The following is a 23,709-nucleotide window of genomic DNA, read 5'->3' as shown; positions in this document are numbered from 1 at the left end:
GCTTATTCGACGATTTCGACTTGCTTGTAGCCGTCGCCGTCCACGACGAACTTGCCGATGTAGCCACCGACATCGCCGTTTTCATCGAACTCCGCGGAGCCGCTGGCACCGTCGTAATCGATGTCCTTGCCTTCCTTGATCAACGCAATCGCCTTTGCCCATTCACCCGGGCCGACTTTCTCGCCCGGAGCCATCGCAACTTCCTTCAGGGCTTCGGCAATCTTTGCGCGGTCAGTCGAACCGGCCTTTTCAACAGCCAGCAGGGCCAGGAAAGTTGCGTCATAGGTCTGGTCGACAAAAGCCTTGTCGGCACCTTCGCCAAATTCGGCGTTGAAGGCATCATGCAGTGACTGCTGGGCCGGATTTTCAGCCGGAGACGTCGGTGAGGAAAAGAACGAGGTCTTCAGGGCATCTGCGCCAACGTTCTGGATCAGCAGTTCGTCACGAAGACCATCCGTGCCGATGAATTTGGTGAAGAGGCCACCTTCAATGGCCTGACGGACGATCTTGCCACCGCTGTCGCCGGCATAGGCGATCACAACCAGCGCCTCGGCATCACCCTTGGCCAGGCTTGCAAGTTCCGAACGGTAGGAATCCTTCTTTTCTTCGTGCTTCGCCTCGGCGACGATTTCACCACCGGCTTCAGTGTAGGCATCGATGAATGTTTCGCCGATACCGACGCCATAGTCATTGTTGACGAAGGTGAGCGCGACTTTCTTGATACCTTCGTCCATCACCATCTTGGCGAGGATCTCACCCTGATAGTTGTCTGAAGGCACAATGCGGAACACCAGTCCGTTGTCTTCCAGGAAGGTCATGGCCGGAGAGGTCGCGGTCGGCGAGATCTGCGGCACGCCCGCCGGAATGATTGCAGCTTCGGCAGCGGCAATGGTGGTGCCAGACATGAGCGACCCCATGATGATCGGCACGTTTTCCACGTTCACCAGCTTCTGGGCAGCGTCGACCGCGCCCTGGGCGGTGCCGGTGGTGTCACCGTAGACGGCAACTGCCGTGCCACCCAGCAGACCGCCCTGCTCGTTCACCTGCTTGACCGCGAGATCGGCTGCATTTTGAAGCGGCGGAATGAAATTGGCGATCGGCCCCGTGATGTCCATCAGGATACCGATCTTGGTGTCGTCCGCCAGTGCGGCGGTGCCCGTGCCCAGCAACGCTGCTGCGGCCACAATTGTCGTCAATTTTCTCATGCTGTCATCCCCTCATGGCTTGACCTTGAACTCCTGCACAGCCTGTTCTTTCCTCCTCGACAGGCTTTGTCTTTTCAGTCGCGCAGGACCTCCGTTTCGAACCGGCCCGGCAGGCTGACTTCCAGCAGTTCCAGGTCGGCAGTTGCTTCCGCGTATCGCGTCGCCATGTTCGGCGGGATCACGAAGGCGTCTCCGGCAGACAGGCGGTAAGGATCTTTGCCTTCGCCCTCCAGGGTCATTTCGCCTGCCAGCACAAAGTTGAATAGAATATCGCAGTCATGACGCGTCCAGGGAGAGGCCTCCCCGACCGGACGAGCCACCATAACAGATGCCACGCCTCGGGTATTGTCACAGATGGTGGTGTCGCGTGCCTCAAAACCCGGAATGCGGAACGGTTCAAAAACGCCGTCCTGTGCCAGGCTGTGCACGAATTTCTGTCCTTGCCACTCCCGATCCGGCCGCTCATGGGGCGTCGGCAGGGTCATCTCGTGGTCGATCTCGGTAATGTGCTCGGCTGGGACGCCGATCTCGATCACCTCGATTCCTTCGGCTGCGTGCATCACGCGGTGACGGATTTCCGGCGGCTGGATGAAACAGTCACCAGCCCTCAGACGGCGCATGCCGCCCTGATCTTCATAAAGAACATCGACCCACCCGTGGACACAAAAGATCAGCTGAAACCCGACCTTGTGGAAGTGAACCATGTCCGGAACCGGTCCGTCCGGAACCCGGATATGCGAGGCGATCATGGCGCCGCCGAGCCGTGTCGGCACAAGATCCCGATAGGACATGCCCGCCCGGCCGATCACCCATGGGGCCTGGTCTGCCAGACGGCGCACCACGAAGGCGTGCTCTGTTTCAGGCATCACCAGCGGTGGATTGAGTTCATCGATTTCGACACGTGTCCCGCTCGGGGAGACCAGCAGGCGCTCGCCATCTGCAAATTCATCCGGATTTTCCGTCAGAATTCGCAGCGTGCCTGGTGCTTCGCTTGCACCCTTTTCCACCCGCACGCGCAAGCCGTGACCGGAGAACACCGCAATTTCCGGGCTGTCGGCCGGATAGATCATGTCCAGCCGCATGTTCAGCTTCTTGGTGAAGAACGGCAGGTCCTTGGCAAGGTCCTGGGTCGGTAGTCTGACTTCCGCGCGGGTTTCCGTCATGTCCTGTCCATCGCTCCCTTTACCCCCGCTTCAGCCTGCCTGTGCAGAGGATGTTGTGTTCTGATTGCCGGCATCCTCATGTGCTGCGAGGTAGGCCGCCTCCCCTTCAAAAACGAACCGCAGGATCCGGTCGCTTGCGGCAACCGCGTCCCGGCGGCAGAAAGCCTGGTAAAGCTGGGTGTTACCGGCAACGATCAACGGATGGTTCGCCTGATGGGCAAAGGTCATCAGGCGCACGGCCTGCACCTGGGTCATGTAGCGCTGCAGCGCCTTGCGCAACGAAACATTCGGCACGGCGGCAATCCAGCTGTTGCGGAAAATCTCGCAGGCCCGATGCAAATGCTCGGTATCCCCCGCCGCCATAGCCGAACCCGCATCCTTGAGGATGTCGTCCAGTCCCTTCAACTCGTCTTGCGACAGGCTGAGCGCTGCCATGGCGGCTGCCCGCGGCTCAAGAAGACGTCGCAGATCGAAAATTTCCAGAATTTCCCGGTGGTCGAGACGCGGAAGCACAAAGCCCCGCGTTGTCGGCTCCAGATAGCCTTCATGGGCAAGACGCATCAGGGCATCACGGGCCGGCATGCGGGAAACGCCGAATTCGGCCGCCACGGCGGTGTCGACAAGGCGGATATCCTGACCAAGTTCCCCGCGCTGGATGCGCCCCATGAGCAGGTCGTGGATCTGTCCGCTGGTACTTTGTGCACCCGAAGTGGAGGCGGTTGATTTTCCTGCTGTCACCGGCAAGCCTCCCTTGTCAAGAACCGCGTCACCACGGCAAATCCGTATACAGAACAATTCAAGCCCAAACAGACACTCAGCCTATTCAACCCATTTTCAGGCATTTGAAAAGTCCTTTAAGCTTGAACTATCTCAAAAACTGTATACGAATATTCCGGTGAGGGTCAATAGCGTGTTTGAGACGGAAACGGATCTGTTTCAACACTCCGATTGACCGAAGGAAACGACATTTCGGGGGACCGCATGACGACCAGGGAAGACGGCTACTTCCTCTATCATTCCATCGGCCAGTATCCCGGCAAGGAAGCCGGATTGAGCGCCGCGATGGCGGAGCTGGCCGCCGTCTGGAGTGCTCCGAACGATCAGCAGTGGCCCTATCTGCTCGGCAAGCGCGGAGAGTTCATCGATTACTGGCGCGCGATCATCGATGCACCCGCCGGGTCCGCCACGACCTGCGAGAACGTGACCCAGGGCGTCGACATGGTCATGCGGGCGCTGCCGGACGGCCTGCTGCGTGGCCGCAAGGTGCTGGTGGCCGCAGACTGTTTCCCTTCCAACCACTTTCTTCTCACCCGCCTGCAGGAACGGCTCGGCTTCGAGCTGGTAACCGTGCGGGCCCGTCAGGGCGCAAATTTCGTCGCTGACGAAGACATGATCGCCGAGTGGGACCGCGATGTCGCGCTGTGCCTGATCACCTGGGTCAGCTCCACAACCTCAAGACGCTCGGATCTGGAACCCCTCGTTGACCATGGCCGCTCGATGGGCAGCATCATTGGCGTGGACATCACCCAGGCCGCAGGACTCCTGCCCTATTCGGTTGAGGCACCGAACGTGGATTTTGTGGTTTCGACCAGTCTCAAATGGATGTGTGGCACGCCAGGAGCCGGCATCTTGTATGTCCACCCGGACCTGATCCGGGATTGCAGGCCGGAGCTGTGCGGCTGGTTCAGCCAGGACAACCCGTTCAACTGGGATATCGACGCCTTCGAATATGCCTCTGACATCCGCCGCTTCGACAACGGCACCCCGTCGATCATGCCTGCGGCCGCCTCTGTGCCCGCCCTGAAGTGGCATGCCAGCGCCGACAGGGAGTCCATCCTGCGCAGCAACCGGCACCTTTGCGGCATCCTGATCGATGGCGCGGATGACCTTGGACTGAAGCTGCTCACACCGAGATCAGAAGAAGATCGTGGCGGCAGTCTCATGTTCGGACTTGCTTCGCCAGAACAAGCCGTGCAGGTGCTGAACCATCTGCGTGTTGCCGGATTTTCCGCAGATACCCGCGGCGCAACCCTCCGGCTCTCCCCCGGCATCCAGACGAGCGAAGAGGCCACACGCGAAGTCGTGGTGGAACTGGGGAAGGCACTGGCAGGATGAGCCGGGAGGCCGTTTCGCCGGAGCCAGCACAAGCGGCCCATCCTTCGAGACGGCCTGACGGCCTCCTCAGGATGAGGGTGTGGGTGTAGCAGCGCGGAACGTTGTCTCGACGGATGGGCTGCACAGTCCGCCCGACCCGAAAACGCCCGAAGTATCGCCCCGCCTGCTTCGTCATCAATCTCACGAGAACCGGTCTTGAAGCCCAGTTACTCTGGAAATGGACAGGCCCCCGGGTCCCGCTATGCTCGCCAGGGGGATAATCGAAGGGTATGTCCCGTCATTGAGTTCCGGGACACCCTTCCCTCAAACGAAGCTCTCGACTGTCTTCAGCGCCCCATCGAGATCCGTGCCTTTTTCATCCTTGAGGGCAGCTTCACGCAGGCGGGCAACCCATTCAGGACCATCGTTCCGGTTTTCCACCATCCTTGCGCCGGCCAGAACCTTGTCGAATTTCGACAGGCCTCGTGCATGGGTGTCGGAATAGCCCTTGATAAGCCTGCGGCAGCGCAGGGTTTCCACGGCCATGGCATAGCGGTCCGGCAGGTAACCGGAGACCATCTTCAGCCAGCTTTCCAGATGATCCTGCTCCATCCGGTGGCGCAAGGTCTTGCGGCGCCAGCCGCGCAAACCACCAAGGAAATAGAGCATTGCAAAGCCGCGCAGGCTGTCGGTGCGGATACGGCGGCCACGGTTGAACCAGCGGTCGATGCGGTTCATCCAGACCGGATCGTTCTCCATCTTCCGGCCCATCTTTTCCGGCAGCAGACCGACGATTTCTTCCGCACGCGGGTGAAGATAGTCGGTCAGATGCATCAGCTTGCCGTCCTTCACCTGCATTTCCGTTTCAATCCGGTCGAAACGCTGCGACCGCGTCTTCAGGTCAGCAACCCGAATGACATCGTCATAGGCCATTGCGTTGGCGATGTACTTGGCAGCCTCGCGGGAGAGTTCGTAATCCTTCTCCTCGCTATCCCGGCTGACGAGACTTTCCAGCCTGCCGAGATACTCCGCCCCATAGTCGGTATCCTGGAAATCGACGACTTTCTGCAGCCCCGCCCGCGCCATCTCGCGAACAGGCTCCGGCAGAGCCGCGACCTTTGCTTCCAGAGATGCCCAGGCCTTCTGCGCCATATCCGGCCCGGCCGGTCTGACAATTTCCTGCCTGGCGGGTTTTGCGGCTTCAACCTTCGGCTCTTCGCCATTTTTCGCAAGATCGTAGCCTGCGGCGAAAGCCCTGAGGCTTGCCTCAACGCCCTTGCCGCCAGCGCGAATGGCCTCTTCAAAAGCCGCCCGTTCGAAGGGCAAAGCGCCGGAGCCAGCCAGTGCGCCAAAAAGCGAAGCGGAAATCACGGATCCGACTTTCAGGGCAGCCGTATCCATATCAGCCAGAACAAGCTTCTGTGCTGCCAGTTCTGCTGCCGCTTTTACCTCCTCCGAGGACGCCATGCCGTCGCCCGGCACGGTTTTCTCGGAGACCGCAAGCATGCGGTGGGTCGAAGCGATCAGCGTGGTGCGATCGGGGGTCACGAAACCGCGAATGATCGCACGCCCGGCCTCCATCATTTCCGCGGCAATGATAATGTCGACATCGCCAGCAGATGGCGCGAGCGAAAAGACGGGGGCCGCGACATCGCCCGGCGCCATCTCCATGTAGTAGATGGTCGCACCGGTTCTCTGGGCGACACCGGCCACGCTCGTTGCCTGGCAATGATAGCCTTGCGACCTGGCCAGGCCCTCGATCCAGTTGGTCAGAACGCCGCCGCCCTGACCGCCAACGGCCAGGATGGCGAGTTTGATGATCCCTTCGAGTGCCGGATCTGCCGGTCTGGCTTCCAGTGGCAATGAAAGCGACATCACACGCCCTCCCCGGTAAAGGTCAGACGGGAGCCGGCCCGCCGTGTCTGCAGCCAGGAAATGATCCTTGTGCGAAGCCCCGCATACCAGGCTTCAAAGCCTGTCGGGTTGTGAACCACTTTCGCCTCATAGAAGGACGGACACAGGATGGCCGCGTCGGCGACTTCACCGCAGTTGCCACAGCCCACGCAGGACTGGTCGATATGTGCCACCGGATCATCCCGCAGCGGGTCATCCAGTTTCTTCAGCGAAAGTGACGGACATCCGGACAGACGGATGCAGGCGTGATCGCCAGTGCAGACGTCCTGATCGACGCCGAACCGCGGCACCTCGACCCGCTCGCCACCTGCAATCGCCTTGTTGCGCTGGGGCTTTTCCCGGCGCTGGCGGTTGAGCATGCATTCGGAGGACGCGACGATCACCTTCGGACCATCATACTCGGTGGTCAGTGCCTCGCGAATGGTTTCGCGCATCCGGGTGACATCATAGGTCCGGTCGATCTGCCGGATCCACTTGACCCCCGCTCCTTGCAACGCCTTGGTGATCGGGTTGTTTGTCGACTTGGTCTTGTTCTTCGCCCGGCTGGAGGGAATGTCCTGCCCCCCGGTTGCCGCCGAATAATAGTTGTCGACGATGATCGCGACGCTGTCGGACTTGTTGAACACCATGTTGCCGATGGAAGTGCTGAGGCCGTTATGCCAGAAGCCGCCATCGCCGATGATCGAAATTGCACGCCTCTCGCCGCCGCCGTCAAAGGCCGCGTTCGAGGCCGGCCCGAGGCCGTAGCCCATGGTGGAGCCGCCAATTTCGAAGGGCGGCAGGCAGGCAAACAAATGGCAGCCAATATCACCGGTGATCTGATGCTGGCCGACTTCCTGCTCCACCATCTTCAACGAGGCAAAGATCGGACGTTCCGGACACCCGGTGCAAAAACCCGGCGGACGGATCGGCACGGTCTTGGAAAGATCCGGCAGTTCCGGCTTGGGCGCGTTTGGTGCCAGCACCTTGCCCGGCAGAAGCTCGGGCGCGTAATGGCGAACGAAGGTATCCAGACCGTCGAGCATGATCTGGCCGGTGTATTCACCCGCACGCGGGAAAATACCCTTGCCTTCCAGCTTCGTCGTCCGGCCTTCCTTGTAGAGCATCGCCCCGAGCTGCTGCTCGATAAACTCCGGCTGGCCTTCCTCGACCATCAGCACGGCTTCCTTGCCGGCGCAGAATTCAAGCAGTTCGGATTTCACCAGAGGATAGGTGACGTTGAGCACATGAAGCGGGATGGATGTGTTCCCGCTGATATCGGCAAGTCCCAACCGTTGCAGCGCGCGGATAACGCTGTTGTAGATACCGCCGAGACAGACGATCCCGACCTTGCCCTCTTCCGGGCCGAAATGCTCGTTCAGACGATTTTCCAGAATGAACTTTTCAGCAGCAGGCCAGCGGTTGTCGATCTTGTCATGCTCATGCGCATAGGACATCGGCGGCAGGACAACGCGCTTGAAATCGCGCATCGGACTGGAAAGCGCGTCGCGCACGGACAGCGGCGGCGGAACGTTGTCCCGGGTTTCGAACCGGCCAGTGACATGGCAGGAGCGGATGCGCACCATCAGCATGACAGGCGAATTGCTGGCTTCCGACAGGGCAAAGCCGTCGCCAACGGATTTGACGATGGATGCCAGGTTCGGGCGCGGGTCGAGCAGCCAGAACTGGGATTTCATGGCAAAGGCGTAGGAACGCTCCTGCATGATGGAACTGCCTTCGCCGTAATCCTCGCCGACGATGACAAGCGCACCGCCGTTGACGCCGGACGAGGCCAGGTTGGCGAGCGCATCGGAAGCGACATTGACGCCGACAGAGCCCTTGAAGGTGACGGCACCACGAATGGGATAATGCACGGAGGCAGCCAGCATGGCGGCGGCAGCAGCTTCCGAGGCATTGGCCTCGAAACGGATGCCGAGTTCGCCCAGAAGATCCTCCGCATCGGCCAGCACATCCATCAGATGGGAGATCGGCGCCCCCTGATAGCCGCCGACATAGCCGACACCGTTTTCCAGGAGTGCCTTGGTGATGGCCAGAATACCCTCACCCGTGAAGGTGTCTCCTGTTCCCTTGCGAAGATGCTCTACCTCAGCCTTGAACGACCTTTCGGCCATCGGCCCCTCCTTACGCGATCAACTCATATCGGGTGCTTGCGCACGTTCTTCAAAATTGCCTGCAGCGTGGCGACGAAGGCCCGCTGGTCCGCGTCGCTGATGCCCTTGAACATCTGCCGGTATGCACCAGCCAGATGCGGCCAGAGCTGCTCATGCGTGTCGCGCCCCTTGGGCGTCAGATGAATGCGGACGGCACGGCTGTCGTCCTTGTCGGCAACGCGCCGGACAAGCCCGTCCCGTTCCAGTGCGTCCAACGCCCGGCTGAGCGTCGACACTTCGACGACCGCATAAATGGCAAGTTCCCGGATCAGCAGGCCGTCGATCACGGACAAGACGGCAAGGGTACGCATCTTGGGTGTCGTCAGGCCCAGATTGGCCATTTCGTCACGCAGCGCCGCGTTGTAGCGGCCCATGATACGGTTCATCAGATAGGGCGGGAAATTCTCCAGCCCAATTTCGCCAAGCCGCTGCACACGTGCTTCTTCCGTGATGACGTCCGTCCGATCCTCGTTGCTCATGCACCCATCCATTTCGCCAGATTGTAGCCGGACCCGCCACCGAGCCCCGGCCCCGGATGGGTCGAAGCGCCGATCATGTGCAGGTTCCGGATTTGGGTGGCGCTATTAACGGAATGAGCAAAGGGGCGCCAGATGAAAAACTGATCGATGCTGCAGGCCCCGCCATAGGGATCACCACCGACCAGATTGATATTGATGTCGTTCAGATCCGCTGGCGAATAAGCCCGCCGTGCAAGCTTGATCTGATCGAAGTTGCGGATATGCCGCTTCAGGATTTCTTCAAGCCGGTCGGCAAAGGCCTCCCGGGTTGCTTCGGTCCATTCCGGACCGGTCTCTATCTTGCCCGCAGCGTCGCCCTTGATCCTGCGCGGAGCGTCAGGGACCTGAAGCCACAGGACCCCCTTGCCTTCCGGCGCCCTTGAGGGGTCCAGACGATGCGGCTGGCCAACACATATCGTGGGAACTTCAGGCAGAAGACCCCGCTCGGCCTCGTTGGCGGACTTGGAAACACTGTCGATGCCGTCCGCAAGATGGATCAGCGCAACATCCTCAAGCCCTTCGACGATCCAGTCCGGATCACCGTCCAGAGCATAGTGAAGCTGGAAATTGCCGCGGCCGTAGCGGTATTTCTGCGTGGCTTCCGGGAGTGCTTCCTGCTTCAAAAGCCGCTGATAGAGCTGCGTTGGCGTGACGGAGGCAATCACCGACCGCGCCTTGATGGTTTCACCGCCTGCCGCTTCGACGCCGACTGCCTTGCCGTCCTTCACCAGGACACGTTCGACATCGACACCGGTGCGGATCTTGCCACCCTTGGCCTCAATCAATTTTCGGAACGCCTCCGGCACGGAGCCGGAGCCGCCCTTGGCCACTGGTGCCCCGGCAGCTTCCAGCGCAAAAGCAATCACCCGGCCCATCTGACCCGAATAGGTACTTTCCGGCGTCAAGCCAGTGTGCAGGACCCAGGGCGCCCAAAGCGCCTGCAGGGTTTCGCAATGATAGTTCCCTTCCAGCCAGCCACGAGCCGGCTGCAGGCAGGCACCGAGCCACGCCTTCAATCCGCCAAGACCACGTTTCCAGGCTTGGGCGAGCATCAGGCGCGCCATCTTGCCGGACCAGAGCGGGCTGCCCAGCAAGGCAAACAGAAACTCCGCGTCGGCCTCGATACCGCCGACGTCGGCCGCATGCTGCTTGCCGTCACCTGCCGCTAGGGCTTCGAAGGCGGCAATGTTGGCCGCGCGGTCCATCGTCAGCTTCAGCGCCTCCCCTCCCGGCCGTAAAACGGCGGTCGGATGCGGCGTGTGGCAGAATTCAAGACCATGCCGGCCAAGATCTTCCGCCAACTCCGCATAGGCAGGTGAGGTTATGAAAAGAACGAAGGTGGCCGCCATCACATCGTGCCGGAATCCGGGCAGCGTGATTTCCTCTGTCCGCATACAGCCGCCAAGGACGTCTGAGCGTTCCAGAAGCAGAACCGGCTCCCCTCTGCGCGACAGCATTGCTGCCGCGACGAGGGCATTTATACCGGAGCCGACGATTACGTGCGGAGCGGCCATTTCGAACGCCTCAGGCTTTCGGAACCAGAGCCAGTGCCCGGATAGGGCTACCAGTACCGCGTTCGATTTTCAGCGGAGCGGCAATCAGGATCGCCCCCTTCGCCGGCAGCTTGTCGAGATTGGCAAGCGATGCCAGACCGAAGCAATTGTCCCTGTGCAACAGGTTATGTGCCGGGAACGGCGGCTCCATGCCACCGGCCTGACCGGCATCAGTGCCGATGCACTGGCTGCCCCAGCCTACGATCTTCTTCGACAGCAGGTATTCAATGGCATCGGGTGTCGGTCCGGGGCTGTGCGGGCCCGCTTCGTCGGCATTGAGGAACGCGGCTTCATCGCCGGCGCGCTTGTCCCAGTCGGTGCGCATCACGACCCACTCACCGGCACCGATCTCGCCGTGCTCGGCTTCCCAGGCCTTGATCAAATCCGCAGTCAGCAGAAAATCAGGATCAGCAGCGCTTTCCTTGGAACAGTCGATCACATTGACCGGCGCAATCAGACGCTGCACATCCAGCGTGTCCGTAAAGCCGTCGCTGTAGTCCTTCCCGGTAATCCAGTGATGCGGCGCATCGAAATGCGTTCCGGAGTGTTCCCCCAGAACCATCCAGTTCCAGGCGAAGAAAGGACCGTCGGCGTCATATTCACTGATCTTGTGGATCTCGACCTTCGGCGTATTCTTTGCAAAATCAGGCGGAAGTTGCAGGATCGGCGTATTCGGACCCAGAACGCCCGTGCAATCCACCACTTCCACTTCTCCGGACAGGAGTTTAGCTCCAAGCCCGCTGAGCGCGCTCTGTGCAGACATAATCGTTCCCTCTGTACCTCTGTGGCCTGTCGGCTCGTTATCACAATTCAATGCTAGACAGATTTATTTGTATTTGCAATTATCTTCTGCGAACGACGGAGGGGATTGATCGTGACCGAGGTGTTGGACGGCGTCATTATCGGCAGCGGGCATAACAGCCTTGCCTGCGCTGTTCATCTTGCAGCTCAAGGCTGGAAAGTCGGTGTCTTCGAGCGCGCGGGGGAACCTGGCGGTGCGGTCAAATCGGGCGAGTACACGCTACCCGGCTACCGCCACGACTGGGCGGCCATGAACCTTTCCCTGTTTGCAGGTTCCGCCTTCTTCAAGCAATACTCCGAGGAACTGGGCAGCCACGGCCTGGCTTTCGCACCAGCATCCGATTGTTTCTCTTCCGTTTTTCCGGACGGCACCTGGCTTGGCGTCAGCAACGACCTGGAAATCACGGCTTCGCGAATCGAAAAGATCTGCCCGGAAGACGCACGTGTCTGGCGGGCGCTGACGTCGGAATTCCCGGGACGCGCAGAGACCTTGTTCGCGCTTCTGGGCAGTCCGGCAAAAAAACGTGCATTTGCATATATATTGTTCAAGGAGTGGCGAAAAAGCGGTTCGGACGGCGTGCTGGACCTTGCCCGCTTTCTGCTATCCTCGCCGCGCGACTGGCTGAACACAACCTTCACATCGCCGAAGGTGCGTGCCCTTCTTGCGGCCTGGGGGATGCATCTGGATTTTGCACCCGACATTTCAGGCGGCGCGCTGTTCCCCTACCTGGAAGGCATGGTCAATCAGGCCTTCGGCATGGTCCTGGGTCAGGGCGGCGCGGATACGATCGTCAAGGCCATGGTTTCGCAGATCGAGGCTTCGGGCGGATCGGTGACCTGCAATGCAGAAGTCACACGCGTGATTGTCGAGAATGGACAGGCACGCGGCATCCAGCTCAAGGACGGTCGGCAGATCATGGCCCGCAAGGCGGTGATCGCCAACGTCGCCCCATCCGCCTTGCTGAAACTTGCGGGCGAAACCGGCAACGCGCGGTATGACCTCGGCCTGAAGAAATCAGCACATGCGCCGGGCACGATGATGATTCATCTTGCCATGGACGCCCTGCCAGACTGGACCGCAGGCGAAGAGCTTAAAAAATTCGCCTATGTGCATATGGCTCCGGACCTCGATCAGATGGCACGAACCTATGCACAGGCCCAGGCCGGCCTTCTGCCGGAAGAACCGGTGATTGTCTGCGGTCAGCCAACCGTCGTCGACCCGAGCCGGGCACCGGAGGGCAAGCATGTTCTCTGGCTTCAGGTCCGCATGGCACCCGGCACCATCAAGGGGGATGCCGCCGGCAAGATCACGGCCACCGACTGGGCTGAAGCTGCGGAACCATTCGCCGAACGCGCACTCGATATTCTGGAGCGTTATGCCCCCGGCACGAGGGCCAAGATCCTCGGCCGCCATATCGTATCGCCCGCCCTGCTGGAGGCGGACAATCCCAACCTAGTCGGAGGAGACCAGGTCTGCGGAAGCCATCATCTGACCCAGCATTTCATGTTCAGGCCCGTACGCGGCTTTGCCGACGGAACGACGCCGGTTGGAAACCTTTACCACACCGGCGCGGCCGTCTGGCCCGGTGCGGGAACCGGCGCAGGGCCCGGATATCTGCTTGCACAAAAACTTGCCGGATAGCGACAAAAACAAACGCACCGGCACCAGAGGTAAAATGGGGAACAGTAACCATGAGAGTTTCAAGACGCACACTGCTTAAAAGTGCGGCCGCCAGCGGATTGCTGACAGCCGTCGGAACACCGGTAGCATTCGCCAGCGACATCGAAGAACTGGTGATCGCCTATAACGTCAACCTGCCGAGCTGGGATCCGACTGTCGGCCCGTCCGCGGTCAACCCGACCATCCAGGGCATCTACCAGTCCGTGTTCGACATGTTCATTCATCAGAACACGGACCTCAGCTTTGCACCGGGCATCATCACCGCCTGGGGCTGGAACGACGACAAGTCGAAGATCTGGATGGATGTGCGCGAAGGCGTCACCTGGCACAACGGCGATCCTCTGACACCGGAAGACATCGTCTGGTCTCTGGAACGCGCCGGTAACCCTGACACGGGCAATCCGATCCAGTTCATCTGGGGCAAGGTCGGCAACTTCCAGATCGACGGCAACAAGATCACCGCCGACGTCAAGGAATACGAGCCGACCATCTTCAAGTGGATGAGCTTCCTGACCGGCTATGTGATGCCGAAGAAATACTATGAGGAAGTCGGCGCAGACGGCTTCGAGGCCAAGCCGATCGGCACCGGGCCTTACATGGTCGACAAGTTCGAGCGCAACGCCTTCGTCCGGCTGAAAGCCAACGAGAACTACTGGGGCGGCGCACCGGAATTCAAGACGGTCACGATCAAGTTCGTCACCGATGCGTCCAGCCGCACCTTCGAGGTTATGTCGGGCAATGCGCATGTCACGCTGGAAATGCCTTACGAGGAATTCGACCGGCTGAAGGAAAACGACGGCATCGTCGGCACCGCAGCCCCGATCTCCGACATCGGCATGATCTTCATCAACGATGTCGATCCGATGCTGGACGAAAACGTGCGCAAGGCGATGGCCTATTCCATCGACAAGAAGACCATCATCGAACGTCTCCTGTCCGGATACGGCGTGCCCATCGACACGCTGCAGACACCTGACTATTCCGCTTATGATGCCTCGATCACCGTTCCCTACGACCCGGACAAGGCGAAGGAACTGCTGGCGGCATCCGGCTTCGGTCCGGACAATCCGGTCAAGTTCAAGATCCAGACAACCCGCGGCTTCAAGCCGAAGGACTACGAGATCATTCAGGCCATCGTCGGCTTGTGGCGCAAGATCGGCATCGAGGCGGAAATCGAAGTCTACGAAATCGCGAAGCATTACGAATTGCGCGCGGCCGATACGCTGGCCCCGGCAGCCTTCTACAACTGGGGCAATGCCATTGGCGACCCGACCACTTCGACCGGCTTTGCCATGTTCGGCCCTTCGCCTCACTCCGTCTGGGATGGCGAAGAGCTGATGCAGAAGATCCTGCCGCTTTGGGGCGAGGCTGACGAGGACAAGCGCATCGAAGGCTGGAAGGAAGTCGATCGCCACATTGCAGAAAATGCACTGGTCATTCCGCTCCTGCAGTATGTCCAGCCGATCCTGCACAGCGACAAGGTCAAGGTCACGCCGCACGCTTCCGGCGCGCTGCTGCCTGCGTTGATGACGCGTTCCTAAAAATCCGGAATTTTCGAACCCGCCTTCGCCGCAACACCCTCTAAAGCTTGCTCCCGGGGTGTTGCGGCGACTTTTTCCGATTTTTGGGCCAAATACCGTCATGCAAATCGTGCGCGCGCTGCTGACGCGCCTCATCACAACGCTTATCACCCTGCTTGGGGCCGCGATCATCGTGTTCGTGGTCATCCGGGTCGTCCCTGGCAACCCCATCGCCATGATGCTGCCACCCGGGGCGACAGATGCCGACATCGACCGGCTGAAAGCGCTTTACGGGCTCGACAAGAGCATCTTCGAACAATTCGTGATCTGGATCTCCAACGTGATCCAGGGTGATTTCGGCACGTCCATCACCCTGCGCCAGCCGGTCTACGACCTGGTGATAGGCCGTTTGCCGGCCACGCTGGAACTCTCGGTCATGGCCTTGCTGATCGCCGTCATCATCGGAGGTGCTGCTGCTCTCACGGCAACGCTCTACCGCGGTTCCAAGGTGGAAGGCGGGATCGACGTTGCCGGCGGCATCGCGCTGTCCCTGCCGGATTTCCTTTGGGGCCTGGCGCTGATCCTGCTCTTCGGTGTGCTGTGGCCGCTGTTTCACATTTCCGGCCGGATATCGCCTTCGCTCGGGTTCGAGTTCAGCTCCAACTTCTATCTCTTCGAAGCGCTCGCCCGGTTCCGGTTCGATGTGGTTCTGGACCTCATGGGGCACATGCTCATGCCGGCGCTCGCACTGGCAATCCCGCTGGCGGCCATTATCCTGCAGCTCCTCAAGCAATCCCTGAAGGAATGCATGCACGACGATTACATCACCCTGGCTCGCACCAAGGGCTATTCGGAAAGCTCGATCATCCTGCGCGATGCCCTGCCGAACGCGATCCTTCCCACACTGACGCTGATCGGCGTCCAATTCACATTTCTCATAGGTGGCACGGTCATCATCGAACGCCTGTTTTCCTACGAAGGTCTCGGCAACATGGCGATCGACGCGGTAATCAACCGTGACCTGCCATTGATCCAGGGCATCGTCCTGATTTTTGCCCTGCTCTTCACGATGGTCAATCTGGTGGTGGACATGGCCTATGCCGCCCTGAACCCGAGGCTGCGCCATGCGTGACGCCCGTGGACATATCCGTCGCCTGCCCGGCCTTCGGCTCTGGCTCAGTGGCGGCTGGCTCACCTTCCTGTTGCTGGCAGCCGTCTTCGCTCCCCTGATCAGCCCACATGACCCGCTGGCACAGGATCTTTTCGCCGGACGTCTGCCGCCCTTCTTCGAACAAGGTGCCGACCCGGCCTATTTGCTGGGAACCGACAGCCTCGGCCGGGACGTGCTCAGCCGCATGCTCTATGGCGCAAGACTTGCGCTGATCGTGGCGCTGGTTGCCGGGACGCTTACCTGCCTTATCGGGGCAACACTTGGCCTGATCGCAGGGTACTACCGGGGCTGGGCGGATCTGGTGATCTCGCGCTTCATCGACATCTGGATGGCTTTTCCGCCGGTTCTTTTTGCAATCCTCCTGATTGCGGTTCTGGGAACCGGACTGATGTCCGTCATCATCGCCATCGTCGTCATTGACTGGACCCGCTTTGCGCGTGTTGTCCGGGCTGAAGCGATGAGCCAGGGAGCGATGGACTATGTGGCGTCGGCGCAGGTTGCCGGCCGCACCCGTTTCGGCACCGCCCTGACCGAGATCCTGCCGAACGTCCTGCCGACCATCGTCGCCCTCTTGACGCTGGAAATGGGTATCGCGGTGATCGTCGAGGCGATCCTGTCCTTCGTGAACCTGTCCATTTCAACGGACCAACCGACATGGGGCGGCATGATTGCCGAAGGCCGTACCTCCATCTATCAGGCCTGGTGGGTTCTCGTGTTTCCCTTGTTCGCGCTTTTCCTGACGGTGCTGAGCTTTTCCCAGCTTGGCGAAGGCCTGAAGGACCATTTCGATCCGGTGCTGCGATGAGCTTTCTGTCCATTCAGGACCTGACGGTCCAGCTGAAGAACGGCATGCCGCTGCTCCGGCATGTCTCGCTTGATGTGGAGCCTGGCGAGGTGCGTGCACTTGTCGGGGAAAGTGGCGCAGGCAAGAGCATGATCGGCAAGGCTGTTCTCGGCATTCTGCCGAAGGCCGCAAGGTTGACCGGGGGCAAGATCCTGCTCGACGGGGAAGACCTGCAGACGCTTTCCCAAAAGGCAAGACGCCAGCGGATTGGCGCCCGCGCGGCCCTGATACCACAGGACCCGCTCACCGCGCTCAATCCATCCCGCCGTGTCGGGCCGCAGATCACGGACAGGCTGGTGGATATTCTCGGCTGGAAACGCCCGGATGCCGAGAAACGGGCGTTGGAGCTGTTGGAAGAAGTCCACATCCAGTCACCGGAACGGGTGATGAAGGCCTATCCGCACGAACTGTCCGGCGGCATGCGCCAGCGTATCCTGATTGCGTCCGCCTTTGCCGCCGAACCGAAGCTGATCATCGCCGACGAGCCGACGACAGCGCTCGACGTGACCGTTCAAAAGCAGATCCTCAAGCTGATCCGCGAAATGCAGCAGCGCCACGGCACCGCTCTGCTGTTCGTCACCCACGATCTGGGTGTCGTCTCGAAGATAGCCCAGTCGCTGACGGTGCTCTATGCAGGCAAGGTGATTGAAGAAACCTCCGTCGAGAACTTCTTTGCCGCGCCTTCGCACGCCTATTCGAAGGCCCTGCTCGCGGCAACGCCGAAATACACAGACCCGCAAGGCTCACTGACACCTGTACCGGAAGGCGTGACGAAAGCGGTGGAAGCTGAAGTGGCTGCCTTCGACGCACAATTGAAGGCAGGAGCCCGGCCATGAGCGATATCATCTACGAGCTGAAAGACCTGCACGTCTCCTTTCCGGACATGTCCCGCAAACCGCTTCTGGGAGCGGCACCGCGGATCGACGTACTGAAAGGGCTATCCTTCGATATTCCCAAGGGCGAAGTCCTCGGCATTGTCGGAGGCTCCGGATCGGGCAAATCCACACTCGGCAGGGCACTGATCCGCCTGATCGAACCGGACAGTGGTGCGATCCGGTTTGAAGGCACCGACATCACCCATCTTCATGAGGACAGCCTGCGCCCCCTGCGCCGGCGCTTCCAGATGATCTTTCAAGACCCAATGTCTTCACTCAATCCTCGCCGGCGGGTCGGCGGTATCATTGCCGGGCCACTGCGCCTTCAGGGGCTCGACAACATCAAGGGCCGGGTCGACGAAGCACTCGACATGGTTGGCCTGCCCCGGCATTTCGCGACCCGTTATCCACACGAGTTGTCCGGCGGTCAACGCCAGCGCGTCGGGATAGCAAGGGCAATCGCCCTGAAACCCGACTTCATCCTGGCCGACGAGATCGTGTCCGGGCTCGATGTGTCCTCCCAGGCCCAGGTGCTCAACCTGCTTGAGAGCCTCGTCAAGGACCTCGGTCTCACCCTGGCCTTCATCAGTCATGATCTCTCAGTGATCCGGCGGCTGTGTACCCGCATCCTGGTGCTCTACAAGGGCGAGATTGTCGAAAACTCCGAAACGGCGGAACTCTTCGCCAATCCGAAAGCGGACTACACACGCACTCTGCTCGACGCAATTCCGCTGCCTGATCCGAAACAGGCCTGGCTCTGAAACAACAGCCCGGCACCGGTCCGGATTGCCGGGCCGATGCCACAAGTCCGGTCGGCCCGTGGAATGCGTCTTCGTTTGCCTGGGGTCGAGCCAGTGCGCTTTACCGGTCATTGATTATCTCTTTCACCGCTTGCCATCTTGCCGGATGCTGGCGCTCCGGACATTTGCTGTTGGCGAATTTCCTCCATCCGGTCACTTCATTTCTTCCATGGGGTGACCTACTCTATCCTTTTGACAAAGCGCATCATTCCGAGGGGAGACGACACGATGGCCGCCATTCCGCCTGTTTGCGATTTTGGCTGGAAAGCACCCGATTTCGAATTGCCCGCGACCGACGGCAAGACCTACAAGCTTTCAGACATTGCCGGCCCCAAGGGCACGTTGATCATGTTCATCTGCAACCATTGTCCCTATGTGGTTGCCGTTCGGGACAGGATCCTGCGCGATGCCCGTGACCTGCAGGCGATTGGCATCGGCGTTGCTGCAATCAGTGCCAACGACGTCGAGAGCTATCCCGAAGACAGTTTTGAGAAAATGACAGAACTTGCACAGCGGGAAAACTTCCCTTTCCCTTACCTCTTTGACGAAAACCAGTCTGTCGCCCGCGCCTATGACGCGGTCTGCACACCGGATTTCTTCGGCTTCAATTCAGCGCTGGAACTTCAGTACCGTGGGCGACTTGATGCCTCCCGCAGGGAGACGGGACCAGCAGACCTTCGGCGTGATCTGTTCGAAGCGATGCGACAGGTTGCAGAAACGGGCAAGGGACCGGAAGACCAGATCCCGTCCATGGGATGCTCCATCAAATGGAAGGCTGCATGAATCCGATTCTGATTTTCGACCTCGATGGCACGCTGATCGACAGCGCCCAGGATCTTCATGCAGCGGCATGCCGCCTTCTGGAAGGCGAAGGCCTGTCGGCGCTGCCGCTTGAAACCATCCGCTCCTTCATCGGCAACGGTATTCCGACACTGGTTGACCGTATCATCGATGCCACCGGTCTGCAGACGAGGGACCGCACACGTCTCATTTCGAGCTTCCTGGAGGATTACCAGGCGCATGCGACCGATCTGACAGCCCCCTACCCTGACGTCGAAGCCACGCTCAACCACTTGCTGCAGTCTGGACACATGTTGGCGATCTGCACCAACAAACCGCAGCGGCCTGCCGAGAAGATTATCGAGGACCTGGGTTTGTCGCGTTACTTCCAGGGCCTGGTCGGCGGAGACAGCCTGACGGAGCGCAAACCGGACCCGGCCGGGCTGCATTACCTGCAATCGTCCCTCGGCGGCGGTCCGGTCGTTTATGTCGGCGACAGCGAGGTCGATGCGGAAACGGCGGTCAATGCAGGCATGCCCTTTGCACTCTTCACCGAAGGCTACCGCAAACGTCCCATTTCCGAGATTCCGCATGCTGTGTCCTTTTCGAGCTTCAAGGACCTTCCGGCACTTGCGCAGAACCTGTTGTCAGCCCCTGCCTGACACAGGCTTTCGACAAGTTAGCAGCCTTCAGCGCAGACATTGAGCTGTCCTGCCGGGGAAGCTATGATTGCCACCGCACATGGCGTGCGCCTTTCACCCAATTGACGGACCTGCGTTGACCAAGGCACTTCGACAGTTTCTCCTCCTTGCGATTGCCGGCACGGCGTGCCTTTCCGGTTTCGGGTCTTCCTACGCAGCGGAGCCTGCGGAAACGGTCATCATGGCGCCTGTTCTTGCCGCCCAGGCGGCAGCCGAGACAGTGCGCAAGGAACATGGACCTTTTTACACGGTCCGGGACGAGGCTGCCTTCCTGCAGCAGATGTGCAGCACCATCGAGACGGCTGCGAATAAACAGGGCCTGCCACCGGGTTTCTTCGCCAAGTTGATCTGGAAGGAAAGCCGTTTCGACCCCAACGCGATCAGCCCCGCCGGTGCGGAAGGCATTGCCCAGTTCATGCCTTACACCGCCGCCAACTGGGGCCTTGAAAACTCATTCGAGCCAGTGGAAGCCATTGAAGCTTCTTCCCGCTTGCTGGGATATCTTTTTAAAGGTTACGGCAACCTTGGGCTGGCGGCCGCGGCCTATAATGCGGGGGAAGACCGTGTCGACAACTGGCTCCGTGGGCGCGGGCGCCTTCCTGATGAAACCCGCAATTACGTTTATTCAATCACCGGGCACAAGGCATCGGACTGGAAACAGGGCAAAGGGCCGGACGTCGACTTTACCCTGGACCAGACGCAGGATTTTCAGACGGCTTGTCAGGACTTTCGCCTGATCGAAGCGCCATTGCAACGCCGACTTGCCAATACCTACTACAACCGGGGACTGGCACTGGCGAAGTCGAAAGATTATTCAGCCGCGCTGCTTCGCTACACTGTTGCCATCCGGCTTCGCCCCGAGTTTCCGGAAGCCTACAACAACAGAGGGCTGGTCTACCGCATGATGGGCGATTATGGCGCTGCCATCGCCAATTATGATGTCGCTCTTAAGATGCGACCCGGATATGCCGCAGCCTACAACAACCGTGGATACGCCAAGCGCAAGCTTGACCAATACCGGGAAGCGATAGCCGACTACGACAAGGCCCTGGCGATCAATACCAATTACGCCGCTGCGCGTTTCAACCGTGGTTTCGCCCAGGCTCAACTTCAAGATTACGCCGCGGCGATTGCCGATTACGACGTGGTCCTGAAGCTTGTCGCCAACCACCCCCTTGCCCTTTACAACCGCGGCAAGGCTCATCTTGCCGCAGGCCATCTGAACAAGGCGGAAGACGACTTCAACTCCGCAATCGCCCACAGCGACGGATTTGCCAAGGCCTACTACAGCCGTGCGAACCTGAGGCTGCAACTGGGTCAACGCGACCAGGCCAAAGAAGACTACCTGAAGTCCGTCTCACTCGACGCCGGCCTGGGGCGCGGCAAATACGCCATTGCTTTCGACTGACAACTGCGACTTGACGATTGCCTGCGGAGCAACCCTGCAACCCGCTATTCCTTCGGCACCTCGGTTTTGACCAGCGGCAGGCTGAACCCGCCCGTGTGATACTGGTGGCAAAGCGTACATTCTTCTCCAGCCGCACGTTCCGTGTGGCAGGTCGCGCAAGTGGCCTTGTCAATCGGGGTGAAGTTCGGTGCGTGGATGGCAGGGTCACCTTGCTCGTAGCTCTTCAGATAGGTGTCCGCCCCCGTGGTGAGCGCGTGGCACGTCACGCATCCTTCTGTTCCGACTGCGCTGATGTGCGGGTCGTGAGAAAAGCGTGTGAAACGTGTCGTCACCTGAGCGGGATCGAAGGGGTGCCAGCGCACGGCCTTTTCAACGCCAGCGGTGTCGACGCTGTGGCACTTGGTGCAACGGCCCACTGCACCCGGATCACTGAGCGAGGCAAACACGGGATCCCGCAGGGCCTTTTCCTGATCCGTTGCCGCATGGCTCGAATAATCGAGCCATGTTTTCAGGAAGGGGTCTTCATGTCCCGTCGGACGATACCGGATTGTATGGTCCTGCCGGTACCAGCCGCCGTAAAGAGCCCAGTTTTCCGGATCGAAGGGTTCCTCCCGGGTTTGCGCAGAGGGGTCGTCAGGTGAAGTCGATGTGTCGACAGGTTCGGCCGCATCGCTCAACAGGCCCGTTCCGCCTTCGTCTGCCGCAAGGATGTCCTCACCGGCAAGAATATCGTCACCGGCAAGTATTTCCTCTCCGCCCGCAGGCTGGCCGAGGAGAGCGTCCCCCTCGGAACTGCTCGAAGCGTCGTCCTCCGCCAGGATGTCCAAGCCGTCCGACACGTTGGCGCCTGCGTCATCCGCTATGGCAAGATCGTCTTCAACCAACGAGCCTTCGTCTGCAAGAATGTCATCGTCGGCATCTGTCTTGCCGGCCAATGCGTCATCGGTTCCAGCAGGCGCCAGCAACAGGTCTTCGGAAGCCAGATCTGCGCCACCATCCGCTCCGCCGCCAAGGATGAGGCTTTCCGCACCACTGTCTTCGCTGGCAGCATCGTCTGTCCCGGCCAGAATATCGCTGTCGTCCACCCCGGAAAGGTTGTCCGGCGCGGCCACTTCGGCTTGTACCGCTTCGTTCTCTTCTAGCGCTTGCCTAGCTTCCTCGAACGCGTTGGTTGGCGTTCCGTCGGCGTGCCGGGCAAGGTCCTCGGCGAGATCCGGCAACCATTCCCGGTTGGCGGCGGCAATCACGTCGTGTGGCATCACGCCGACCATCAGCGCCATTTGCCGGTGGTCCGTCATGGTTTCACTGTCCGCCGCCCCGGCGCCCATTGCCGCAGGAAGGCCATCACGCTCGATATTCGCGAGCAACCGTTTCACCGCCCAGGCCAGCGTTTGAACCTTTGCCAGAGCGTCCTCATCAGCCTCCCGCAGATCCAGAAGGTCCAGGTCCGACACTTCTCCCACGATATCCCGGCCGTCCAGCACCAGCGCCAGAAGCGCTCGCATGAAGGGCGTAATTCCGGCCTCGGACCTTTCCGGCCAGGACCCGATGTCGATCCCCCGTTCCACAAGCGTTTCGACGTCCAGACCCGGAACAGAGAGGAAATTCGTGCCTTTCGGTCCGCTCACAATGGTCTGGCCGAGAATGTCGCCACTGTGACAGGTAGCGCACATGCCTTCGAAATCTCGCACCGCCATGTAGCGGCCGTCGTTCCCCGCTTCATGGCAGGTCTCGCACATGGCCGGAACCTTGCCGGCACCATCGGGCTTCTCGGCGGTATCCGGGAAGTGCTTTCCGAAATGCGACTTGTGATCAAAGATGATGCTGGTGCGCTGGTAAAAGGGATAGCCTGCGAATTGCGGATGACTGTCCTCGAAACGCCCGAACTTCTCGACATGGCAGGTCTGGCACCTGTCATTGGAAACTTCAGTCAGTTTGCCCAGGCTTCCCTGGTGCTCCTGGTGACAGGTGGCACAATAGACGTTCTGCGACCCGGCATCTGCGCTACCTTGCGTCTGCCCTGCCATCGGCAGTGAGAACTTGATGCGGTTTGTCCAGCTCTGATCACGCCCGGTGCCGACTTCCGCCGTGCGGGCAAGTGTCATCTGCCGAAGCTGTTCAACCGGCGTCGTGTGTGCCGTGAACGGCTGCGAACCAACGTCGTGACAGGTGGTGCAAAGCGCTGCTGTCTGTTTCGGTCCTGCAGCTGTCGCGGCAAGGCCATGAAGCCAGCCAAGGCCTTGCGGACGTGCGTCGGCGTGGCACGACTGGCAATCTGTCAGGTTGGCGTGCTGGGCTGCAAGCCGGCCCGGCATCAGATAGTTCTTTGCCACCCCGCCGGAGAGGATGATCGCCACGAGCCCGGCAGTCAGCGCCGTGAGCCAGACAGCTGCCCGCCGCCTGCGCTTGCGCAGGCTCGGCTTCGGCACGCAGGGTTCCTGGTTCAGACAGCAACTTCCGTCCGGCAGCGGACCATGTTCGCAAGGTCCGCCTTCCTGGCTCGAGCGCCGGCAAATCCAGCGGTCACCGTC

19 protein-coding genes are annotated in these 23,709 nt (G+C 60.3%); 10 read left to right on the top strand and 9 right to left on the bottom strand.

Translation table 11 applies throughout. The features are described 5' to 3' along the window. Positions 1 to 2: 2 nt before the first annotated feature. The 3 genes from ACVDG9_RS08200 to ACVDG9_RS08190 all read right to left on the bottom strand — a co-directional run bounded on the left by ACVDG9_RS08200 (position 3) and on the right by ACVDG9_RS08190 (position 3,106). On the bottom strand, positions 3 to 1,205 hold the full coding sequence (locus ACVDG9_RS08200; protein ID WP_022997701.1) for an ABC transporter substrate-binding protein: 1,203 nt from the start codon (positions 1,203 to 1,205) through the stop codon (positions 3 to 5). 74 nt (positions 1,206 to 1,279) lie between these two features. Then, positions 1,280 to 2,368 carry a cupin domain-containing protein gene (locus ACVDG9_RS08195; protein ID WP_022997702.1) on the bottom strand — a complete coding sequence of 363 codons (1,089 nt, stop codon included), beginning with the start codon at positions 2,366 to 2,368 and terminating at the stop codon, positions 1,280 to 1,282. A 30-nt stretch (positions 2,369 to 2,398) separates the two neighbouring features. Next, entirely contained in the window at positions 2,399 to 3,106 is a 708-nt protein-coding gene (locus ACVDG9_RS08190; RefSeq protein ID WP_035909717.1) for a GntR family transcriptional regulator, read from the bottom strand. Positions 3,107 to 3,349: 243 nt separating this feature from the next. On the opposite strand from ACVDG9_RS08190, the gene ACVDG9_RS08185 reads away from it, so the two are divergent. After that, positions 3,350 to 4,483, top strand: a complete 1,134-nt coding sequence (locus ACVDG9_RS08185; protein WP_447237717.1) for an aminotransferase class V-fold PLP-dependent enzyme — start codon at positions 3,350 to 3,352, stop codon at positions 4,481 to 4,483. Between the two features lie 303 nt (positions 4,484 to 4,786). On the opposite strand, the gene ACVDG9_RS08180 is transcribed toward ACVDG9_RS08185, so the two are convergent. Genes ACVDG9_RS08180 through ACVDG9_RS08160 form a run of 5 tightly spaced genes read right to left on the bottom strand, consistent with a single transcriptional unit; the run spans position 4,787 to position 11,360 of the window. Next, positions 4,787 to 6,337, bottom strand: coding sequence for an indolepyruvate oxidoreductase subunit beta family protein (locus tag ACVDG9_RS08180; RefSeq protein ID WP_447237716.1), 1,551 nt, complete (start codon positions 6,335 to 6,337; stop codon positions 4,787 to 4,789). Continuing rightward, a complete protein-coding gene (locus ACVDG9_RS08175; protein WP_447237715.1) occupies positions 6,337 to 8,487 on the bottom strand; it encodes a thiamine pyrophosphate-dependent enzyme in 2,151 nt (716 codons plus the stop codon). The genes ACVDG9_RS08180 and ACVDG9_RS08175 overlap by 1 nt, the downstream gene beginning before the upstream one ends. A 23-nt stretch (positions 8,488 to 8,510) precedes the next feature. After that, the gene (locus ACVDG9_RS08170; protein WP_022997707.1) at positions 8,511 to 9,005 is read right to left on the bottom strand and encodes a MarR family winged helix-turn-helix transcriptional regulator; all 495 of its coding nucleotides are present in this window, start codon (positions 9,003 to 9,005) and stop codon (positions 8,511 to 8,513) included. Next, a complete protein-coding gene (locus ACVDG9_RS08165) occupies positions 9,002 to 10,558 on the bottom strand; it encodes a phytoene desaturase family protein (protein ID WP_055659068.1) in 1,557 nt (518 codons plus the stop codon). The genes ACVDG9_RS08170 and ACVDG9_RS08165 overlap by 4 nt, the downstream gene beginning before the upstream one ends. A gap of 10 nt (positions 10,559 to 10,568) precedes the next feature. Beyond that, positions 10,569 to 11,360, bottom strand: coding sequence for a cyclase family protein (locus ACVDG9_RS08160; protein ID WP_447237714.1), 792 nt, complete (start codon positions 11,358 to 11,360; stop codon positions 10,569 to 10,571). A gap of 120 nt (positions 11,361 to 11,480) precedes the next feature. Between ACVDG9_RS08160 and ACVDG9_RS08155 the strand changes: the two genes are divergently transcribed. The 9 genes from ACVDG9_RS08155 (at position 11,481) to ACVDG9_RS08115 (ending at position 21,178) form a co-directional block, all read left to right on the top strand. Next, complete coding sequence (locus ACVDG9_RS08155; RefSeq protein ID WP_447238296.1) at positions 11,481 to 13,040, top strand: phytoene desaturase family protein; 1,560 nt, start codon at positions 11,481 to 11,483, stop codon at positions 13,038 to 13,040. Between the two features lie 50 nt (positions 13,041 to 13,090). Continuing rightward, positions 13,091 to 14,620 carry an ABC transporter substrate-binding protein gene (locus ACVDG9_RS08150; RefSeq protein WP_055659066.1) on the top strand — a complete coding sequence of 510 codons (1,530 nt, stop codon included), beginning with the start codon at positions 13,091 to 13,093 and terminating at the stop codon, positions 14,618 to 14,620. Positions 14,621 to 14,720: 100 nt separating this feature from the next. Beyond that, positions 14,721 to 15,731, top strand: coding sequence for an ABC transporter permease (locus tag ACVDG9_RS08145; protein ID WP_022997712.1), 1,011 nt, complete (start codon positions 14,721 to 14,723; stop codon positions 15,729 to 15,731). Next, the gene (locus ACVDG9_RS08140; protein ID WP_447237713.1) at positions 15,724 to 16,575 is read left to right on the top strand and encodes an ABC transporter permease; all 852 of its coding nucleotides are present in this window, start codon (positions 15,724 to 15,726) and stop codon (positions 16,573 to 16,575) included. Before ACVDG9_RS08145 ends, ACVDG9_RS08140 begins: the two co-directional genes overlap by 8 nt. Continuing rightward, positions 16,572 to 17,450 carry an ABC transporter ATP-binding protein gene (locus ACVDG9_RS08135; RefSeq protein WP_022997714.1) on the top strand — a complete coding sequence of 293 codons (879 nt, stop codon included), beginning with the start codon at positions 16,572 to 16,574 and terminating at the stop codon, positions 17,448 to 17,450. Before ACVDG9_RS08140 ends, ACVDG9_RS08135 begins: the two co-directional genes overlap by 4 nt. Beyond that, positions 17,447 to 18,250: an ATP-binding cassette domain-containing protein gene (locus tag ACVDG9_RS08130; RefSeq protein ID WP_055659058.1), complete on the top strand. Its 804-nt coding sequence runs from the start codon at positions 17,447 to 17,449 to the stop codon at positions 18,248 to 18,250. Before ACVDG9_RS08135 ends, ACVDG9_RS08130 begins: the two co-directional genes overlap by 4 nt. Before the next feature lie 267 nt (positions 18,251 to 18,517). Continuing rightward, positions 18,518 to 19,072, top strand: a complete 555-nt coding sequence (locus ACVDG9_RS08125) for a thioredoxin family protein (protein ID WP_075281999.1) — start codon at positions 18,518 to 18,520, stop codon at positions 19,070 to 19,072. Continuing rightward, positions 19,069 to 19,731 (top strand): phosphoglycolate phosphatase, encoded by a 663-nt coding sequence (gene gph / locus ACVDG9_RS08120; protein WP_447237712.1) that lies wholly within the window; start codon positions 19,069 to 19,071, stop codon positions 19,729 to 19,731. The genes ACVDG9_RS08125 and gph overlap by 4 nt, the downstream gene beginning before the upstream one ends. Positions 19,732 to 19,846: 115 nt before the next feature. Beyond that, positions 19,847 to 21,178: a tetratricopeptide repeat protein gene (locus tag ACVDG9_RS08115; protein WP_447237711.1), complete on the top strand. Its 1,332-nt coding sequence runs from the start codon at positions 19,847 to 19,849 to the stop codon at positions 21,176 to 21,178. A 44-nt stretch (positions 21,179 to 21,222) separates the two neighbouring features. Here ACVDG9_RS08115 and ACVDG9_RS08110 read toward each other — a convergent pair whose 3' ends face one another. Beyond that, positions 21,223 to 23,607 carry a cytochrome c3 family protein gene (locus ACVDG9_RS08110; protein ID WP_447237710.1) on the bottom strand — a complete coding sequence of 795 codons (2,385 nt, stop codon included), beginning with the start codon at positions 23,605 to 23,607 and terminating at the stop codon, positions 21,223 to 21,225. Positions 23,608 to 23,709: the final 102 nt, after the last annotated feature.

This window comes from Roseibium sp. RP-7 (genome assembly GCF_053005225.1).
This window is presented reverse-complemented; position numbering and strand designations above follow the sequence as displayed.

Coding starts and splice junctions, on each gene's coding strand:
- ACVDG9_RS08175 (WP_447237715.1), bottom strand. CDS start 8,487: ATGGCCGAAAGGTCGTTCAAGGCTGAGGTAGAGCATCTTCGCAAGGGA.
- ACVDG9_RS08150 (WP_055659066.1), top strand. CDS start 13,091: ATGAGAGTTTCAAGACGCACACTGCTTAAAAGTGCGGCCGCCAGCGGA.
- ACVDG9_RS08130 (WP_055659058.1), top strand. CDS start 17,447: ATGAGCGATATCATCTACGAGCTGAAAGACCTGCACGTCTCCTTTCCG.
- gph (WP_447237712.1), top strand. CDS start 19,069: ATGAATCCGATTCTGATTTTCGACCTCGATGGCACGCTGATCGACAGC.
- ACVDG9_RS08185 (WP_447237717.1), top strand. CDS start 3,350: ATGACGACCAGGGAAGACGGCTACTTCCTCTATCATTCCATCGGCCAG.
- ACVDG9_RS08170 (WP_022997707.1), bottom strand. CDS start 9,005: ATGAGCAACGAGGATCGGACGGACGTCATCACGGAAGAAGCACGTGTG.
- ACVDG9_RS08145 (WP_022997712.1), top strand. CDS start 14,721: ATGCAAATCGTGCGCGCGCTGCTGACGCGCCTCATCACAACGCTTATC.
- ACVDG9_RS08160 (WP_447237714.1), bottom strand. CDS start 11,360: ATGTCTGCACAGAGCGCGCTCAGCGGGCTTGGAGCTAAACTCCTGTCC.
- ACVDG9_RS08200 (WP_022997701.1), bottom strand. CDS start 1,205: ATGAGAAAATTGACGACAATTGTGGCCGCAGCAGCGTTGCTGGGCACG.
- ACVDG9_RS08125 (WP_075281999.1), top strand. CDS start 18,518: ATGGCCGCCATTCCGCCTGTTTGCGATTTTGGCTGGAAAGCACCCGAT.
- ACVDG9_RS08195 (WP_022997702.1), bottom strand. CDS start 2,368: ATGACGGAAACCCGCGCGGAAGTCAGACTACCGACCCAGGACCTTGCC.
- ACVDG9_RS08165 (WP_055659068.1), bottom strand. CDS start 10,558: ATGGCCGCTCCGCACGTAATCGTCGGCTCCGGTATAAATGCCCTCGTC.
- ACVDG9_RS08180 (WP_447237716.1), bottom strand. CDS start 6,337: ATGTCGCTTTCATTGCCACTGGAAGCCAGACCGGCAGATCCGGCACTC.
- ACVDG9_RS08135 (WP_022997714.1), top strand. CDS start 16,572: ATGAGCTTTCTGTCCATTCAGGACCTGACGGTCCAGCTGAAGAACGGC.
- ACVDG9_RS08140 (WP_447237713.1), top strand. CDS start 15,724: ATGCGTGACGCCCGTGGACATATCCGTCGCCTGCCCGGCCTTCGGCTC.